Raw genomic sequence first — 16,496 nt, 5'->3', positions numbered from 1 at the left:
CGGGGATCAGTCGATGTTTTCGCAAACCTAGGAGGTAGTCGTGGGTGTCGAGGTATCCGTCGAGGGACTGACCAAGTCGTTCGGCTCGCAGAGGATCTGGCAGGACGTCACGTTGACCCTGCCCACCGGCGAGGTCAGCGCATTGCTCGGCCCGTCCGGAACGGGTAAATCGGTGTTCCTGAAATCGCTGATCGGTCTGCTCCGCCCCGAGCAGGGCTCGATCGTGATCGACGGCACCAACATTCTCGAATGCTCGTCCAAGGAACTCTACGAGATCCGCAAGCTGTTCGGGGTGCTGTTCCAGGACGGTGCGTTGTTCGGATCGATGAACCTGTACGACAACGTGGCCTTCCCACTGCGCGAGCACACCAAGAAGTCCGAGTCGGACGTCCGCAAGATCGTGATGGAGAAGATGGAACTCGTCGGCCTGCTCGGGGCCGAAGAGAAACTGCCCGGGGAGATCTCCGGTGGCATGCGCAAGCGGGCCGGGCTGGCCCGGGCGCTGGTACTGGATCCGCAGATCATCCTCGTCGACGAACCCGACTCCGGCCTGGACCCGGTCCGCACCACCTACATCAGCCAGACGCTGATCGACATCAACGCCGAGATCGACGCGACGATCCTGATCGTCTCGCACAACATCAACCTCGCGCGGACGGTCCCGGACAACATCGGCATGCTGTTCCGCCGGCATCTGGTGATGTTCGGTCCGCGGGAGGTGCTACTCACCAGCGACCAGCCGGTGGTCAAACAGTTCCTCAACGGAACCATGATCGGCCCGATCGGGATGTCCGAGGAGAAGGACGAGGCCACCATGGCCGCCGAGCAGGCCATGGTCGACGCCGGACACCACGCCGGTGGTGTCGACGACGTGGAGGGCATCGTCCCGCAGATGAAGGCCACCCCGGGGATGCCGTTCCGGCAGGCCGTCGCCCGTCGGCAGGAACGCGTCCGCGACATCATGCACACCCTGCCGGAGAACGCGCAGATCGCCATCCAGGACAGCTTCGGGGAGAGCTTCGGCCCCTACGACGACACCGAGGATTTCTCGATCTACGAGGAGCCCCTCGAATCCGTGTGATCCATCTTCCCAGTTCACGACTCGGCAACAAGAACAGCCAGATCAACGAGAGGAACCCGTCATGACGACGAACAACAACGCCTTCTTCATCGGAGGCGAATGGCATGCGCCCGCCTCGAGTGGCGTGATCACGGTGGTATCGCCCAACGACGAACAAGTAGTGGGCCACACCCCCGATGGCGCCGAACCCGACATGGACGCCGCCGTCGACGCGGCGCGCCGGGCATTCGACGATCCGACCGGTTGGTCGCAGTGGGAACCGGCTCGGCGAGCGCAGGCACTGGGACGACTGGCAGATGCGCTCGACAAACGCGCACCGGAGATGGTTCAGGCGGTGAGCTCACAGAACGGCATGCCCGTCGCGGTCGCAGAGAAGCTGGAAGCCGTTTTCCCGCAGGTTCTGCTCCGCTACTACGCCGGATTGGTCGAGAACGACTCCTTCGAGGAGACACGGCGGGGTCTGCTCGGCGGATCGACTCTCGTGACCAAGACCCCGATCGGGGTCGTCGGCGCGATCGTCCCGTGGAACTTCCCGCAGGCGCTCGCCGCGTTCAAGTACGCTCCCGCGCTCGCTGCCGGGTGCACGATCGTCATCAAGCCTTCCCCCGAGACGGTCCTCGACAGCTACGTTCTCGCGGAAGCGGTCGAAGAGGCAGCACTGCCGGCGGGCGTGATCAACATCGTGCCCGGTGGTCGCGAACTGGGCGCGTACCTGGTCTCGCATCCCGGCATCGACAAGGTGGCGTTCACCGGGTCGTCGACTGCCGGCCGCAACATCGCCGAGGCCTGCGGCCGACTGCTGCGACCGGTCACGTTGGAACTCGGTGGAAAGTCGGCGGCGATCATCCTCGACGACGCGAATCTGGATCTCGCCACCGTCGGCGAGCAGCTGTTCGGGGCGACCATGCTGAACAACGGCCAGGTCTGCTACCTCGGCACCCGCATCCTGGCACCACAGTCGCGCTACCAGGAAGTGGTCGACACGTTCAGCGCTCTGGCCGGGTCACTGACCGTAGGAAGTTCCCTCGACCCCACCACGATGATCGGACCGATGGCCAGCGCCCGCCAGCGCGACCGGGTCGAGTCCTACATCGCGAAGGGCAGAGGCGAAGGTGCCCGGATCACGGTCGGCGGTGGACGCCCCGCAGACCTCGCGAAGGGATGGTTCGTGGAACCGACCATCTTCGCGGACGTCGACAACAACTACACGATCGCCCAGGAGGAAATCTTCGGCCCCGTGCTGTCGATCATTTCTTATGGGGACGACGAGGACGCTGTCCGCATCGCCAACGACAGCGACTTCGGTCTCGGCGGCACCGTCTTCACCGCCGATCACGACCACGGAGTCGCCGTCGCCCGGCGCATCCAGACGGGAACCGTCGGCATCAACGGCTACCTTCCCGATCCGACGGCGCCGTTCGGTGGCGTCAAGGCCAGTGGTCTCGGACGCGAATTGGGTCCGGAGGCCCTGTCCGCCTATCTCGTGCCGAAGTCGATCTACCTGTAAGGGCGAGTGCGGGTGCGGCACTCGGGGCGCACCCGCTCTGCTCCGCGGACCACTCATCCCCATGGGGCATTTCCCTCCCCCCGAAGGATGAGAACGCGTCCGATTCGCACCTTTCATCCCCCCTCGGTCGGCATTATGGTTTGACCAAACACTGTGGCCTGTCCCCTGTCGGGAGAGGCACCCGAAAGCAAGGATCCGCACATGGATGTCATGGAACACGCGGGAGCGATTCTCCCCGAGGACCGCTACAGTGCGAGCACCCTCGAGGCGTTCCGATCGAACGGGTACTGGCGCGACGAGAGCCTGACCCAATACGTGGACCGGTGGGCGGAGACCGATCCGGACTTCGTCGCCGTCACCGACGGCTACGGAACTCTCACGCGCGGTGAACTTCGAGCGCAGGCGTACCGTCTCGCGGCCTCCCTGCAGACGCTCGGCGTCGAACGGGGTGACCGCGTTCAGGTCCAGTTGCCGAACTGGAACGAGTTCGTCGTCATCTACGTGGCGCTCGCCCGGATCGGCGCCGTCCTCGTGCCTACCATGCCGGTGTACCGGCACGACGAGGTGCGCTACGTACTGGAGCACTCCGGAGCCAAGATCTCCTTCGTCACCGAGGAATTCCGCAAGTTCCGGTACACGGACATGCTCGCCGAGGTGCGTAGGGACGTACCCGGACTCGAACAGGTCGTCGTCGTGCGTGGGACGGCGGGCGCCGGCACGATCGCCTTCGATGACCTGATTGCCGGCGACCGTGTACCCGGTGACGACGAACTCGGACCACCACCGTCCGCGGATGCCGCCCACGCCATCATCTACACCTCGGGAACCGAGTCGCGGCCGAAAGGCTGTCAACATACCTTCAACACACTGTCTTTCACCGCCCACGGACTCGGCGGGCAGGTGATGGGACTGAACCCCGACGACGTGATGTTCATGCCCTCTCCCGTCACCCACGCGACAGGACTGGCCGTGGGAGTGGCGACTCCGTTGATCCTCGGAAGCGGGATCCACCTTCTCGACGTGTGGGAGCCCAACGAGGGACTCCGGCGTATCGCGGAATTCAAGACGACAGTGAGCATGGCCGCGACACCATTCCTCCAGATGTCACTCGGGGCAATCGAACCCGGTGCCGACCACGACGTCAGCGCGATGCGACTCTGGGTCAGCGCCGGCGCACCGATACCCGAAACCCTTCTTCGGAAATGGAAGACGGCACTACCTGACTGCACACTCTTGCCGGTATACGGCAGTAGCGAAGGACTACTGGTGACGGCAGTGCGTGTCGACGACCCCCTCGAGAAGGTGCTCTCCTCAGACGGACGTGCTTTCGATGGTGTCGGTCTCGAGATCCGCGACGAGGAAGGCACCACCGTACCGGCCGGCGAGGAAGGCCAGATCTTCTACGGAGGACCGGGCATCTTCCTCGGGTACTGGCGCGACCCCGAACGCACGACCGCATCGGTCGACGCACGTGGGTTCCTCTCCTCGGGTGATCTCGGCCGCGTCGACGAAGACGGCTATCTGCGGGTCACCGGACGAATCAAGGACCTCATCATCCGCGGCGGCATGAACATCTCGGCGCGGGAAGTGGAGGAGCACCTCCTGGCGCACCCGCGCATCACCGCGGCTGCAGCGGTGTCGATGCCCGACGCGCGTCTCGGCGAGAAAGTATGCGCCTTCGTCGTTGCCAACGGCCCCGCACCAACTCTGGACGACATCGCCGACTTCCTGCGAATCGAGCGCAAGGCCATGGTGCAGAAGATTCCCGAGAAGCTGGTAGTCGTCGATCAACTCCCCACCACCGCGACCGGCAAGATCCAGAAGTTCCTTCTCCGCAAGCAAGCGGCCGAAGCGGTTGCCGGCGACTAGATCCCGACCAGGACACAGGACCGACCCCCTTCGCCGCGGCAAAGGGGGGCGGTATTCGTGTATGTGGTGAGTCCGTCACCCACTGAGATGGTCTGAGTGCGCGCGTGAGACTTTCGTGGCCCCTGTTCACCGTTGGCCGGTCATCGCCAGATAGCGGTAGATCGCCTCGGACCGGTTCATGGCGCCCAGCTTGCGCAGTATCTTCTTGACGTGCGTCTTCACCGTGAAGATGCTGATGACGAGCTCGTTCGCGATCTCGGCGTTCGATGCGCCCCTGACCAGCAACGTGAACACCTCGCGCTCACGCGTCGTCAGCGATTCCAGCGCGGCGGGATTCAGATCGTCGTGGGGCGTACCGGGCAACGCCGAAACCTGCTCGGCTGAGGTCTCGTCGAGGAAACTGACGTCCGCGTGTTCGAGAAGCTCGGCTTCGCGGGCTTCCTGTTGCAGGCACTGGACGATCACATTCTTCTGTTCACTGAGACGGTCGGCCAGCATCGCTCGTTCGAACAACGTCCCGAAACCGCAGGCATATGCCCCGAGCATGTCCCGGACCACAACGTTCACCGGGTCCCCGGAAGGTCGACTGCCGTGCACGAGACCGATGACACCGGTCGACACGGTAATCGGGGCAACCACATAGGAGTCGGCGGCGAGCATCTGCGCGACCTCGGCACTCGGCCGAACGTCGGCGTTCGGCCCGGCGAATACCGCGGATCTGGTCTTACACGCCCGGCTCTCGGCGGATTCGAAACCAAGGGGTAACGCCTGCAGGGAACTCAGAACCTCGTCCGACCTCGTCGAGCTGTAGAGCTCGAGCGCCGTCCACGAGCCGTTGTGCACCTCGGACAGGAGTATTCGGTCGAGTCGCGCTGCGTTCGCAGCCTCGAAGCAGATTCTTTTGCGAAGACCGGCAACGGATTCCGAACCCCGTAGACGCCGGATCGCGCTGGCGAACTCGGCGGGTTGCACGACGTGACCGGGACCTTCGTGCACCGTGCGAATCCGCGTGCGCGTGTTCTGAAGGTCGACGATGAGGCGACCGAGCGCTCGTTGCTGCTCGGGGCCGAGCTCCGGGAATGTCGCAAGTGCCGATTCGGTGGCCTCGTCGAGGAGCGCCATCTGAGTACCGAGCGAGACAACACGGATCTCGCGGGAGCGGGGGCCGACGCCGTACTCGTCGCGCAACCGATCGAGGAGAACGACGACCGCGTGTGACAACTCGCGGTCGGTCGTCGACCTGACGGACGCTCGCCCCTCCGTCTTCCCTGTCATCGCGGTCTTCGGGCCTGACTCGAGTAGAGTGCCGTCGCCGCGGCACGAGTCGGTGCGTGCAGTTTCTTGAGCACGGCCTTCACATGCGACTTCACGGTGCCCTCGGAGATGACCAGTGCCTGTGCAATCTGATTGTTGGTGGCCCCGGTTGCCAGGTGGGACAGGATCTCGCGCTCCCGGACGGTCAGCACGCTGTTGATCTCGAGCACCCGGCTCTCCCCGGGATCATCGGTGGAACTCTCGACCGGCGCGGCGGCCTGATACGAGAGAATCGCATCCGCCTTCGAGATCCGGTCCAGCATCGTCTGGGTTGCGTCGAACGACTCCTCCACCCGGACACGCTGCAGTTGAATTCGGTGCTTCAGCACCGCTTGCTCGTACACGATGGCCAGAATGGTTGCGAAGGTGTCCAGCCGATCCCGGTCGTCGGGATCGAGAACATGCTCCGACCCTGGCCGGTCGGCGTGGAGCAGTCCGATGACCTTGCCTGCGGACATGACCGGCGCCGCGACGTATGCCGACGACCGGGATCGGCTGACGATCTCCTTGTGTGTGCGGTCGTCGTCGGCCGGGGCGGCGACCAGCGCGGGAACCCGGCGTCGGACCAGCTCGGTTTCCAAGGGCGCTTCGGCCAGGGACAACACCGCGGAGTCGACGTAGTCGGAGAAGTCGAGAGGCGAGCCGTCGAGCTCGGGCCGCAGATAGAGGCGGCGGGGCTGCCACACAGAGCCGGACACAGCGGAGACCATCGAGCGCGCGAAGGGCAATTGTGTACACACCACCTCCGGTGCCGCCTCGATGATCTGTCGTGGGGAGAGTCCCCGAAGCGTCACTGCGGCGTCGTGCACCTCGCCCAGCTCCGCGATCCGGCGAATCGCCTCGGTTCTCGCGAGCTGCTCCTGAACACGTTCGATATCGACGAGAGCCCGGCAAGCGTCTCCGATATCGGTCTCGGCGAGCTGCCCATCGGTCAGCGCTTCGACGAGGCGAGCCCTTGCCGCTGCAAGAGACACCGACGACGTGGGAGAGCCGACGTCGGGGTTGTGCTGGTGGTCGACCAGCAGCTTCCTTACCCTGCCGATACAGTCGGCTGCTTGGTGCTCGAGATCCGCTTGATCAGGATCCATTGACGTCTTCGTCCGGCTCACCTTCTCGTCACACCTCCGGCCGCATCGGCGCACCACTCGACATGATTGTTGTGACTGGCATCACTCTGCAGTGTAGCCCGATCACCCAGCTATAGTCCAATGGTATGACCGATCAGCTGATCGCGGGTACGCTGATCTACCCCGAGTACACGGCAAATGCCTTGTTGGAGTTGAAGACGTCGGTCACCACGAGGTCCGACCAGTCTCGGCGCAGGCCGAGCTCCTCGACCGCACCGAGCATGCAGAACCAGTTGAGAATTTCGTGCTGGCCGGCGTCGACGACTTCTGCGCTGGTGTAGTTTCGCATCAGCGCGAAATCGTCCTCGAGCAGCGCCTTGTATATACGCAGGTCGGCTTCGGTATCGGGACGCATGTGCCACAGCTTGTCGGCGAGGAAGGCGTGCGACCAACTCGAGGAGGCGACGAACGCCACCCTGAGATCGCGGTCGCGGAAATGTTGCGCGACCGCCCGGCCGACTTGGAAACACCGTGCCGGCGTCGGACCCGAAGGGTCGAGAACCTCCGATTCGATATCGGCGAATCGCGCCAGTCCACCTTTGCGCGCGATGGCATGCTGCCCATAGCAATTGACCGTCATCGGGATGAAGGGATAAGACATTTCGACGCCGGCGTTGGCGTAGTCGAGGAACAATTGCGTGTTCAGGATCGCGTGCGGAAAATGTGCGGCGGTGCGCTTCTTGTACGAGTAGGCCATGTCGAATCCGCGCTCGATCAGGCCGTCGGCGAGTTTCCTGGCCCCCGACGCGTCACCATGCATCACGATCTCGAAATCGTCCGGCTTCCCCCAGAAGTTCGGACTACCTCGCTCGTTCATCACCTCGAAGGCGGGTACCTCGAGGTCTCCGTAGGCGAGCACGCAGAACGGTGGTACCACCTCCTCGCGAAAATTCTCGTACTGGTCGTCGCCCCACACCACGAGGATGTCGGGCGCGAACTCGTCGACCGCGTCACGCACCCGAGCCAGATTCGCCACCAACTCCGCACGATGCGCCGCTGCGGCGGCGGTTCCACCGTCGTCGGACCACTCGCGACGCATACGGTCCGGCCAGTGGGCCGGGTCCTTCTCCTCGACGGGGATGTCCGGGTCGGTAAGAGTCCATCGCAGCAGACCTGCCATGTGCTCGTCGGTTCCCGCCAACAGCGGGTAGTGGGTCATGCCGAGAGCGAGGAAGTCTCCCATTGGCCGTCCTTTCTGAGGTGGCGCCTCGGCGCCATCACACGCGCCGGGGGTATCGCTCCCCATCGTGTGACGTGCGCGCGCCACACGCACAGCAAGTTCCAGTGCCCGGAACGCGGCGTCAGTCGTCGAACGGAAACAGATCGGCCCTACCCTGGGCGAGCATCTGGGTGGTGTCACGGCAGATGCGGTGAGCAGTCAGCTTGACGGCGTTGATCACCGACTCCGAGACCTCCTTCGCCGAGTCGAACTGAACGGCGACAGCACCCATCGGCCGGCCCTTGATCAGCACGGGCGCGGCGATGTTACCCAGGCCCAGAACCACCCCGTCCTTCTGCACGGCAACTCCCGACACCCGAACGTGCTTCAACTCGTGGCGAATTCGGACCGGGTCCGTGATCGACTTCGGGGTCAGTCCGACCAGAGGTCCGGCCAGCAGTTCGGTGAGCTCCTCTTCACGCAGATGCGCCATCATCGCCCGGCCCATCGCGGACAGGTGCGCGGGGATCCGGGTACCTACTTCCCCTATGGGTCGCGCGTGGTTCACCGCGAACAGCGCCTGCAGCACGACGACTTCGTTGCCCCTGAGGACGCCGAAGTGGACGGATTCCTTCGACCAGGCCTGCAACTGCGCCAAGTGCGGCAGCGCAACCTCGCGCATTCCGTCCACCGGCATGGAAGAAACCAGCCGCAACAGCCGGATACCGAGCCGGTACCCGGCACCGTGTTCCTCGATCACCGCCAGCTCACCCAATCGCTGCAGCAATCTGTGCACCGTCGACTTGGGCAGGCCTGTCTTCCTGCTGATCTGTGTCAGGGTCAGAACCCGATCGCGCTCGTTGAACGCATCGATGATCGAGAACGCCTTGGCCAGGATCGAAGGCGGGGAGCTCCCCGCACCGCCGGTGTCGTGCTTGTCTTCTTCCATGTGCATCATCCGGGCCTCCGCAATCTTCGCTCCGCCGACCCCGCGGAAAACTACTGTAACGGCGGTCACAGCGCGCTGACATTCAGGGTACGTGGCCGCCGACCGGTTCCAGCCCCCGGAACAACAGCGGCCGCAGCCGCACCGAGCCCCTAACGTTCCCTCCGTCCGGCTGACCCGACGACGCGGGCAGGCCGGACGGAACAAGCCATGGATGCGCGCGAAAGGAGACCCTCGTGGTTCCACCCGGCACCATCGATGTGCATGCGCACTACTTCCCCCGGGACGCACCCCCTGCCGACGTCATCGCAGGTTTTCCGCGAGCACCCCGATTGGTGCTCGATTCTCCCTCGGAGGGACGGCTCGTCCGCGGATCCGAAGACTTCCGCGCCGTCCGGCGCGCTCTCTGGGATGTGCCGGCGCGCTTGGCGGACATGGATCGCGCGGGCGTCGGGGTTCAGGCGATTTCTCCTGTTCCGGTCACCCTGGAGTACGGCGCCGCGCCGGCACCCTTCGCCGCGTACTGCCGATGGATCAACGAGTCCATCGCCCGCGCAGTGGAAGACGGCGATGGCAGGCTCATCGGAATCGGAACAGTTCCCCTCTTGTCTCCTCGGGACTGCCTATCCGAACTTCACTACCTGTCCACAGCTCTGGGACTGCGGGCGATCGAGATCGGCACCCGGATCAACGGGATGGAATTGGACGACCCGGCACTCGAGTACTTCTTCGACGCGGTCGACGGTCTCGGACTCGCGGTAATGGTCCATCCCGTCGACGGCGGCGGTGGCGCGGTGCGCCGTTCGGGGTTCACTTACGACTTCGGACTGGGGATGCCCTCGGATACCGCATTGGCGGCTACCGCGCTTGTCTTCGGCGGGGTACTGGACCGCCATCGACGACTACGCATCGCCATGGTCCACGGGTGCGGCACCTTCCCCTGGGCATACCCGAGACTTCGCCTCGGCGCCCACTTGGCCGCCACACACGTCCCAGACGATCTGGATCGCCTCGTATCACGCCTCTACGCAGACACATTGGTCTTCGACCCGGGGCTCCTGCCTGCGTTGGTACACCGCTTCGGCCCGAACCAGATCCTGCTCGGCAGTGACCACCCCTTCATTCCGGGACAACCTGGAGATGGACTGGCGGACTTGAACTCTGTGGCACAGCATTTGCCGCCCGGCACCGTGCCGAGAATCCTCCGCGAGAATGCACTCGAATTTCTCGGGCTGCCATCCGGCGCACTCGTCACCGACCACTTCACACCGATAAAGGAAGATCACCATGGCACTCACTGCTGAAAATCTCGTCGACGTTCCCGGCTTGGCCAGCCGTTGGGTCCGACTGGCCAACGGCGCCCGCGCCCACTACATGACCGCCGGCACGTCGGGCCCCGCCGTCATCCTGCTCCACGGCGGATTGCCCGGCTCTTCAGGCCTTGCGGGATGGCGCTTCATGGCCCCGTACCTCGGCGAGAACGGTTTCCGCGTCTATTGCCCCGACATGCCCGGATTCGGCCTGTCGGACACCCGTGAGGAGTATTGGCCGGACGGCATGGAGTCCTTCGTCGACTTCATCGACCAGTTCGCCACCGCACTGTGCCTCGACGAGTTCCACCTCGCAGGCAACTCCATGGGCTGCATGAACACGGTCAATTACACGGTTGCACACCCGGACAAGGTCAAGAGCTTCATTCTGATCGCGGGAGATGTCGGCGATGTCGTTCCGGCGCACTTGACCCCGCCGGCGGGCGAGTTCCGTCTCACCGCCTACGACGGCACACGCGAGGGAATGCGCACAATGATGGAGGCGATCATCCATCGCGGTGAGGCCATCAGTGAAGATCTGATCGACATGCGCTACCTCTCCGCGAGAGACCGGATGGACGCGCACGCGAAGTTCTGGCCCACTCTTCTGCAGTACCGGCGGATCACGGACTGGACGGACGAGAATCGCGCCGCTCGTCTGGTCACCAAGGGGCGCCTCGACCGGTTGAGCACTCCGGGGCTCTACCTCTACGGACGCCAGGACATCCTGACGCCGGTCGAGTGGGGGTACGTCCAGGAAGACCACCTGCCCAACGTTCAGTTCTTCTATCCCGACGAGTGTGGTCACCAGGGCCAGACCGACCGACCGGACCTGTTCAACCCGGTCTTCCTCGAATTCTTCCGCGACGGGAGGGTTTCCGGAGATCTCGCCGACGCCGCCGGCGTCTCCGATCGCCGCCCCGAACTGCCACTGATCGATCGCTCCCTGGTCTCTGCTTGATTCTCCGATGACAACCGATGGCCGACGCCGGAATCCACGATCCGGCGTCGGCCATCGGTTGTTTCCGCCTCCGCCAATCCAGGAAGTGTCCGATGCCCCGACCGCAGTCCGTGCCGGCCGAAATCTCACCATCTGCTCCGGCAAGATCGCTGCGAGCCGGGCATCGCGACCGGAACTGGTTTTCACTCTGTGCGGCAATGTTCGTGGTCGCGTGGGGCGGCAATCAGTTCACTCCGCTACTGACCATGTACCGGGCGGAACGCGGGTTCAGCGAACTCGCCGTGAACACACTGCTGTTCGCGTATGTCATCGGCCTGATCCCCTCGCTCCTCCTCGCGCATCGGCTGGCGGCCCGCTGGGGCACCCGGACTCCCCTCGTTCTCGCCGTACCCGTCAGTGCGCTGGGTTCGATCCTGGTCGCGGCCGGGTCACACTACCCCGCAGTGATGTTCGCCGGGCGAATGTCGACCGGCATGGCTCTGGGGATCGGAATGGTGGTCGGCGGGCTGGCGCTCGACTCGCTGACCACGACGCCCGGCAGTGCTCCACGAGCCTCGGCGATGAGCCTGACGAGCGGCTTCGCGATGGGTGCAGGTGCCGCGGGCGCCCTCGCTCAGTGGGCTCCCGCACCTACCGCCGCGCCTTTTCTGCTGCACGGGATGCTCTGCGCAGCAGTAGCCGTGCTGATCGCGCGATCGCCGACGAACAGCACGGTGCGGGCTCGGCCAGAACCGTTGGAGAGGAATCGAATACCACTCCCCCGCGCATTCCACCTCCTGGTGATACCCGCGGCACCGTGGATCTTCGGCGCCCTCGGCATCGCCTACGCGGTGCTCCCGCCCATCGTGGCGCCTCAGCTGGAAGGCTTCGACACGGCGTTCTCCGGACTGCTGTGTCTACTGAGTTTGGGACTGGGCTTCGTCGCGCAGCGACTCGTCGGGCGCACGGCGGGACGATCGGGCCCGGCCCGCAGGATCGGACTGACACTCTTCGTGACCGGCACGCTCGCCGCCGCCGTTGCCGCCGCAACCGCGTCGATCTGGCTGGTCGTGGTCGCGGCATCCGTGCTGGGCATCGGATACGGGTTGACGTTGGTCGGGTGCTTGCGTGACTGCGAGCAATTGGCCCCGCCCGGCCGGCTGGGGACGATGACCGGCCGGGTCTACTGCCTGGGTTACCTGGGGTTCGGACTGCCGACGGCGATCGCCTGGCTGCACAGTTCCTATGCGATCGGCACGCCTGCAACATTGCTGGGCGTGGCGTCGGCAGCCGTCGCCGCCAACGTCGCAGGTGCCGTCATTCTGCGGATCCTGTCGCGGACGCGCGTCAGTCGACGCTAGCCGGGCACCATGCTCGCCGACTCGTCACCAAGTCGCGGTTCCAGCGGCCGGAACTGCACACCACCCGGGCGTGATACGTGGCTACGTTTCGACTATGTCCTTCCTGATCGTCGGCGCCTCGGTTGCAGGCACCAGAACAGCAATCGCATTGCGGCAGCGCGGTTTCGCCGGGCACATCGTGCTCCTGGAGAGCGAGGAGCACTGGCCGTACGACAAACCCCCTCTGTCCAAGGACCTCCTGGCCGAGGAGCACGTCCCGGATGTTCCGCGGCTCCTCACACCGGAGCTCGCAACGGAGTTCGCCCTCGACGTCCGGCTGGGCGTGCGAGCCACCGCTCTGGACCCGGTACGGCGGGTGGTGGTCACCCACACCGGTGAGCAGTTCTCGTACGAGCAGTTGGTGATCGCTACCGGCGCTCACGCACGCACTCTCCCCATTCGTGCGGTGCCGGCGGGGGTTCACACGCTGCGAACGCTCGACGACGCTACGGCTCTGCGAGAAGCTCTCACCGGCAGACCTCGGGTGGCTGTGGTTGGCGCAGGCTTCATCGGCGCCGAATTTGCGTCCGCGGCGCGGGGGCGCGGCCTCGACGTCACCCTGATCGAGGCACTCGAGATCCCGATGAGTCAGGTTCTCGGCGACGAGGTCGGACGCGAGATCGCGTCGATCCACGCACTCGGCGGTGCCCAGCTCATCACCGGAGCGCGGGTGGAGTGTTTCCGGGGCAGTGAGCACGTCGAGGGCGTCGTCCTTGCCGACGGAAGCGAGGTACCGGCGGATCTCGTCGTCGTCGGCGTCGGCGCAGTACCCAACACTCAGTGGCTCGAGGACAGTGGGCTTCCCATCGACGGCGGGGTGCACTGCAGCGACGCCTTCGAGGTGGAGGGATTCCCGTCGATCTTTGCCATCGGCGACCTCGCCCTGCGTCGACATCCGCTGCTGGGAGTCCGGGCGCGCATCGAGCACTGGACCAACGCCGGCGAACAGGCCGATGCGGTCGCCGCGATCGTGACCGGTGCCGAACCCCCTGCACCGCAGCTTCCGTACGTGTGGTCGGACCAGTACGGCTCCCGGATCCAGATAGTCGGGAGGCCCTCGCTCGGTGAACTCGCCCATCGCGAGGGGGCGATCGCGGAGGGCCGCTTCCGTGCGGTCTACACCGACACCGACCACCACCCGATCGCCCAGGTCAGCGTCAACGACCCCAGAGCAGTCGCTGCGTTCCGCAAGAACCACCGTCGCGGCGGGAGTCTCGCGGGCCTCGTCGGCGAACCGACACCGGCCCGATAAGGAAGGCACCCATGCGTCAGATCCAGCATTTCAAGGGGGGTCCGGACAAGATCCTCCACATCGAAACCGAGGGCTGCAAGGTCAACGTGATCATCGGGACGCACGACCTCAGCAACGAAGTCTTCACCACAGTAGAGATCCTGCCCGCCGAGCCGGACGATGACGGACGGAACTGGATGGCAATCGGCCCCACGGCCGTGCTGGTCGTCCCGGCCACCGGCTCCGATCCCGACAGTTGGCTCTTCCGGGACCTCACCACGACCGATCCCAGCGTCGCCGACCACCACTAACACATGCCGCCGGCGCGGCCCGCACTCACCAGAACGGATCAGCCCCATGACCGCAGAGCAATTCATCATCGACGACCGCGAGAACAACCTTTTCCGGGTCAACCGTGAAGCCTTCACTTCCGAGGACGTGTTGCAGCGCGAGCGCAAAGAGATCTTCGACAAGACGTGGCTGTACGTAGGACACGAGTCCGAGATTCCCGGCAAGAACGACTTCCAGACCCGGGACGTCGGCGGCCGACCGGTGATCTTCAACCGCGACCGCCACGGTGACGTCCGAGTGCTGCTCAACACCTGTCTGCACCGCGGGTCCTCCGTCTGCCGGCACAGCTCCGGCAGTGCGAAGATCTTCACCTGCTTCTACCACGGCTGGGCGTACCGGAACTCGGGCGAGTTGGTCAATGTGCCCGGCAACGAGGACTACAAGAGCGAGCCGGCGGCCGTGTACAAAGGTTTGCAGTCTCCGGCGCAGGTGGACTCCTACCGGGGGCTCTACTTCGTGAACTTCGATCCCGACGCGCCTGATCTGCTGACGTACCTCGGCGACGCCCGCTATTTCATCGATCTGGCAGCCGATCAGTCCCCCGAAGGCGTCGCGATCCTGGAGGGAACCCACAAGTACTCGCTCAAAGCCAACTGGAAGCTCCTCGTCGAGAACAGTATCGACGGGTATCACGCCAAGTCCGTTCACCACACCTACTTCGAAATGATGATGGAACTCGGTGCCACACCACCGATGCTGGGCAAGGAGACCGTCAACGGTGTGGCGCCGGCCGGTATGGGTACCGAATTCCCCAACGGGCACGCAACATTGATGTATCCGGCCAACGGACTACCCCTGGCCACCGACAGCGTCAAGCGGACCCTCGCCGACCTGCGGTCGCAGGCTGAACAGTCCTTCGGTGAGAACTATGCCAACGCGATGTTCGGCTTGGCGCGAAATTCGGTGTTCTTCCCCAGCCTCATCCTGATCGATCTCAGCTTCGGTTTGACGCTGCGCACGTTCTACCCGGTGAGTTCATCGGAGACACTCGTCACCGGCTGGCAGATCATCCCCAAGGGTGTCGACGAGGAGTTCGTCAGATACCGCATCAACAATGCACTCACCTTCTGGGGACCGGCGGGTCTCGCGACCCCCGACGACGTCGAGGCCCTCGAACAGGCGCAGAAGGGGTTCGGCGCACGCGGCGAGGTCGGCTGGTCCGACGTGTCGAAGGGAATGGGCAAGCCCGTGCCGGCGGCCAACGACGAACTGCAGATGCGGTCCTGGTGGCGGGAATGGAACCGGCGCATCACCGGACAGCAACTCCCCACCGAAGGCACGTCCTTCGTTCCCTTCGACAAGCAGGCTGCCGATGCCTGACCTCGTTCGATAAGCCTCCCATCCGCCAGTCACCTCAGAAGGACACCCCCATGACTTCCGTGTCAGAGACACCCACCATCACGACGCGTAACGCCGTCGAGGAATTCCTGTTCCACGAAGCCGGATTGATCGATGAATGGCGACTCGAGGAGTGGCTCGACCTGTTCACACTCGATTGCACGTACGAAGTGCCCGCCACGGACCGGCCGGACGCGGACCCCGGACTCACGTGGTCACTCATCCACGACGGCCGCACCATGCTCGAGCAGAGGGTGATTCGCCTCAAGAAGCCGGAGGCGCATGCCGAGTTTCCCCATTCACAGACCAGCCGGATCGTCGGCAACGTGCGAATCCTGGACCAAACCGGCGAGTCGATCTTCGTCACAGCCAATTTCATCATCAACCGAGCGAAAGCCGGCAAGTTCGACACATACGTCGGCCGCTACGACTACGACCTGGCACCTCGAGGTTCCTCCTTCCTGATCCGCCGGAAGCGGGCCGTTCTCGCTCACGACATGCTCGATCCCCAGGGCAAGATCAGTTTCATCATCTGAACTGTCACCGCGCACCGTATCCGCGCATCACGAGAGGGCCGATCATGGCACCGGAAATATCAACCGCAGCACTGACCTTCGCGTGCAACGAGGAAGATCTGGCCGACGGTGAAACCCTACGCTTGGAGGCCGAAGGCGGGATCGCCGTCTATCGCGTCGACGGCGAGTTCTACGCCACCTCCGACTCCTGCAGTCACGAGAAATGGTCGCTCGGCGAGGAGGGCGAACTCGAGGGACACGAGGTGCTCTGCACGCTTCACATGGCCCGCTTCGACGTCCGCACCGGAGCACCGTTGTGCTTTCCCGCGGTGCTGGCGTTGAAGAAGTACCGCACGGTGGTGACCGGCGGCCGGGTGTACATCGCACCGAACGAAGACTGAACACTCT

General features: G+C 64.5%; 15 protein-coding genes. 11 read left to right on the top strand and 4 right to left on the bottom strand.

The genetic code is table 11. The features are described 5' to 3' along the window. Positions 1–40: 40 nt before the first annotated feature. The 3 genes from P3H15_RS13270 (at position 41) to P3H15_RS13260 (ending at position 4,457) form a co-directional block, all read left to right on the top strand. The gene (locus P3H15_RS13270; RefSeq protein WP_276137659.1) at positions 41–1,081 is read left to right on the top strand and encodes an ABC transporter ATP-binding protein; all 1,041 of its coding nucleotides are present in this window, start codon (positions 41–43) and stop codon (positions 1,079–1,081) included. Between the two features lie 61 nt (positions 1,082–1,142). Beyond that, positions 1,143–2,588, top strand: a complete 1,446-nt coding sequence (locus P3H15_RS13265) for an aldehyde dehydrogenase (RefSeq protein ID WP_276137658.1) — start codon at positions 1,143–1,145, stop codon at positions 2,586–2,588. Positions 2,589–2,789: 201 nt separating this feature from the next. Further along, positions 2,790–4,457: an AMP-binding protein gene (locus P3H15_RS13260; protein WP_276137657.1), complete on the top strand. Its 1,668-nt coding sequence runs from the start codon at positions 2,790–2,792 to the stop codon at positions 4,455–4,457. 126 nt (positions 4,458–4,583) lie between these two features. Here P3H15_RS13260 and P3H15_RS13255 read toward each other — a convergent pair whose 3' ends face one another. The 4 genes from P3H15_RS13255 to P3H15_RS13240 all read right to left on the bottom strand — a co-directional run bounded on the left by P3H15_RS13255 (position 4,584) and on the right by P3H15_RS13240 (position 9,015). Beyond that, positions 4,584–5,732, bottom strand: a complete 1,149-nt coding sequence (locus P3H15_RS13255) for a LuxR C-terminal-related transcriptional regulator (protein ID WP_276137656.1) — start codon at positions 5,730–5,732, stop codon at positions 4,584–4,586. After that, positions 5,729–6,859 carry a response regulator transcription factor gene (locus P3H15_RS13250; protein WP_276137655.1) on the bottom strand — a complete coding sequence of 377 codons (1,131 nt, stop codon included), beginning with the start codon at positions 6,857–6,859 and terminating at the stop codon, positions 5,729–5,731. Before P3H15_RS13250 ends, P3H15_RS13255 begins: the two co-directional genes overlap by 4 nt. Before the next feature lie 157 nt (positions 6,860–7,016). After that, the gene (locus tag P3H15_RS13245) at positions 7,017–8,081 is read right to left on the bottom strand and encodes an extradiol ring-cleavage dioxygenase (RefSeq protein ID WP_276137654.1); all 1,065 of its coding nucleotides are present in this window, start codon (positions 8,079–8,081) and stop codon (positions 7,017–7,019) included. A gap of 118 nt (positions 8,082–8,199) precedes the next feature. Continuing rightward, complete coding sequence (locus P3H15_RS13240; protein ID WP_276137653.1) at positions 8,200–9,015, bottom strand: IclR family transcriptional regulator; 816 nt, start codon at positions 9,013–9,015, stop codon at positions 8,200–8,202. A 224-nt stretch (positions 9,016–9,239) separates the two neighbouring features. On the opposite strand from P3H15_RS13240, the gene P3H15_RS13235 reads away from it, so the two are divergent. From P3H15_RS13235 to P3H15_RS13200, 8 genes are all read left to right on the top strand, one after another. Then, positions 9,240–10,307: an amidohydrolase family protein gene (locus P3H15_RS13235; protein ID WP_276137652.1), complete on the top strand. Its 1,068-nt coding sequence runs from the start codon at positions 9,240–9,242 to the stop codon at positions 10,305–10,307. Continuing rightward, the gene (locus P3H15_RS13230; protein ID WP_276137651.1) at positions 10,291–11,274 is read left to right on the top strand and encodes an alpha/beta fold hydrolase; all 984 of its coding nucleotides are present in this window, start codon (positions 10,291–10,293) and stop codon (positions 11,272–11,274) included. The genes P3H15_RS13235 and P3H15_RS13230 overlap by 17 nt, the downstream gene beginning before the upstream one ends. Positions 11,275–11,291: 17 nt before the next feature. Then, positions 11,292–12,614 (top strand): MFS transporter, encoded by a 1,323-nt coding sequence (locus P3H15_RS13225; protein ID WP_346348773.1) that lies wholly within the window; start codon positions 11,292–11,294, stop codon positions 12,612–12,614. Positions 12,615–12,708: 94 nt separating this feature from the next. After that, the gene (locus P3H15_RS13220; protein ID WP_276137649.1) at positions 12,709–13,905 is read left to right on the top strand and encodes an NAD(P)/FAD-dependent oxidoreductase; all 1,197 of its coding nucleotides are present in this window, start codon (positions 12,709–12,711) and stop codon (positions 13,903–13,905) included. 11 nt (positions 13,906–13,916) lie between these two features. Continuing rightward, positions 13,917–14,195, top strand: a complete 279-nt coding sequence (locus P3H15_RS13215) for a hypothetical protein (RefSeq protein WP_124393317.1) — start codon at positions 13,917–13,919, stop codon at positions 14,193–14,195. Positions 14,196–14,241: 46 nt separating this feature from the next. Beyond that, positions 14,242–15,555: an aromatic ring-hydroxylating dioxygenase subunit alpha gene (locus P3H15_RS13210; RefSeq protein WP_276137648.1), complete on the top strand. Its 1,314-nt coding sequence runs from the start codon at positions 14,242–14,244 to the stop codon at positions 15,553–15,555. A gap of 50 nt (positions 15,556–15,605) precedes the next feature. Next, on the top strand, positions 15,606–16,109 hold the full coding sequence (locus P3H15_RS13205; protein ID WP_276137647.1) for an aromatic-ring-hydroxylating dioxygenase subunit beta: 504 nt from the start codon (positions 15,606–15,608) through the stop codon (positions 16,107–16,109). Between the two features lie 44 nt (positions 16,110–16,153). After that, positions 16,154–16,489 carry a non-heme iron oxygenase ferredoxin subunit gene (locus P3H15_RS13200; protein WP_276137646.1) on the top strand — a complete coding sequence of 112 codons (336 nt, stop codon included), beginning with the start codon at positions 16,154–16,156 and terminating at the stop codon, positions 16,487–16,489. The last annotated feature ends 7 nt before the right edge of the window (positions 16,490–16,496 follow it).

Origin of the sequence: Rhodococcus sp. T2V (genome assembly GCF_029269925.1) — a bacterium.
GTDB classification, from domain to species: Bacteria; Actinomycetota; Actinomycetes; order Mycobacteriales; family Mycobacteriaceae; genus Rhodococcus_F; species Rhodococcus_F koreensis.
Note: the sequence above shows the minus strand (reverse complement) of the source record. Positions and strands in the feature narration are given on the sequence as shown.

Bases quoted from the DNA above. Each gene is read 5' to 3' on its own strand.
- P3H15_RS13265 (WP_276137658.1), top strand. From the start codon at position 1,143: ATGACGACGAACAACAACGCCTTCTTCATCGGAGGCGAATGGCATGCG.
- P3H15_RS13260 (WP_276137657.1), top strand. From the start codon at position 2,790: ATGGATGTCATGGAACACGCGGGAGCGATTCTCCCCGAGGACCGCTAC.
- P3H15_RS13255 (WP_276137656.1), bottom strand. From the start codon at position 5,732: ATGACAGGGAAGACGGAGGGGCGAGCGTCCGTCAGGTCGACGACCGAC.
- P3H15_RS13250 (WP_276137655.1), bottom strand. From the start codon at position 6,859: ATGGATCCTGATCAAGCGGATCTCGAGCACCAAGCAGCCGACTGTATC.
- P3H15_RS13245 (WP_276137654.1), bottom strand. From the start codon at position 8,081: ATGGGAGACTTCCTCGCTCTCGGCATGACCCACTACCCGCTGTTGGCG.
- P3H15_RS13240 (WP_276137653.1), bottom strand. From the start codon at position 9,015: ATGATGCACATGGAAGAAGACAAGCACGACACCGGCGGTGCGGGGAGC.
- P3H15_RS13230 (WP_276137651.1), top strand. From the start codon at position 10,291: ATGGCACTCACTGCTGAAAATCTCGTCGACGTTCCCGGCTTGGCCAGC.
- P3H15_RS13225 (WP_346348773.1), top strand. From the start codon at position 11,292: ATGGCCGACGCCGGAATCCACGATCCGGCGTCGGCCATCGGTTGTTTC.
- P3H15_RS13220 (WP_276137649.1), top strand. From the start codon at position 12,709: ATGTCCTTCCTGATCGTCGGCGCCTCGGTTGCAGGCACCAGAACAGCA.
- P3H15_RS13215 (WP_124393317.1), top strand. From the start codon at position 13,917: ATGCGTCAGATCCAGCATTTCAAGGGGGGTCCGGACAAGATCCTCCAC.
- P3H15_RS13210 (WP_276137648.1), top strand. From the start codon at position 14,242: ATGACCGCAGAGCAATTCATCATCGACGACCGCGAGAACAACCTTTTC.
- P3H15_RS13205 (WP_276137647.1), top strand. From the start codon at position 15,606: ATGACTTCCGTGTCAGAGACACCCACCATCACGACGCGTAACGCCGTC.
- P3H15_RS13200 (WP_276137646.1), top strand. From the start codon at position 16,154: ATGGCACCGGAAATATCAACCGCAGCACTGACCTTCGCGTGCAACGAG.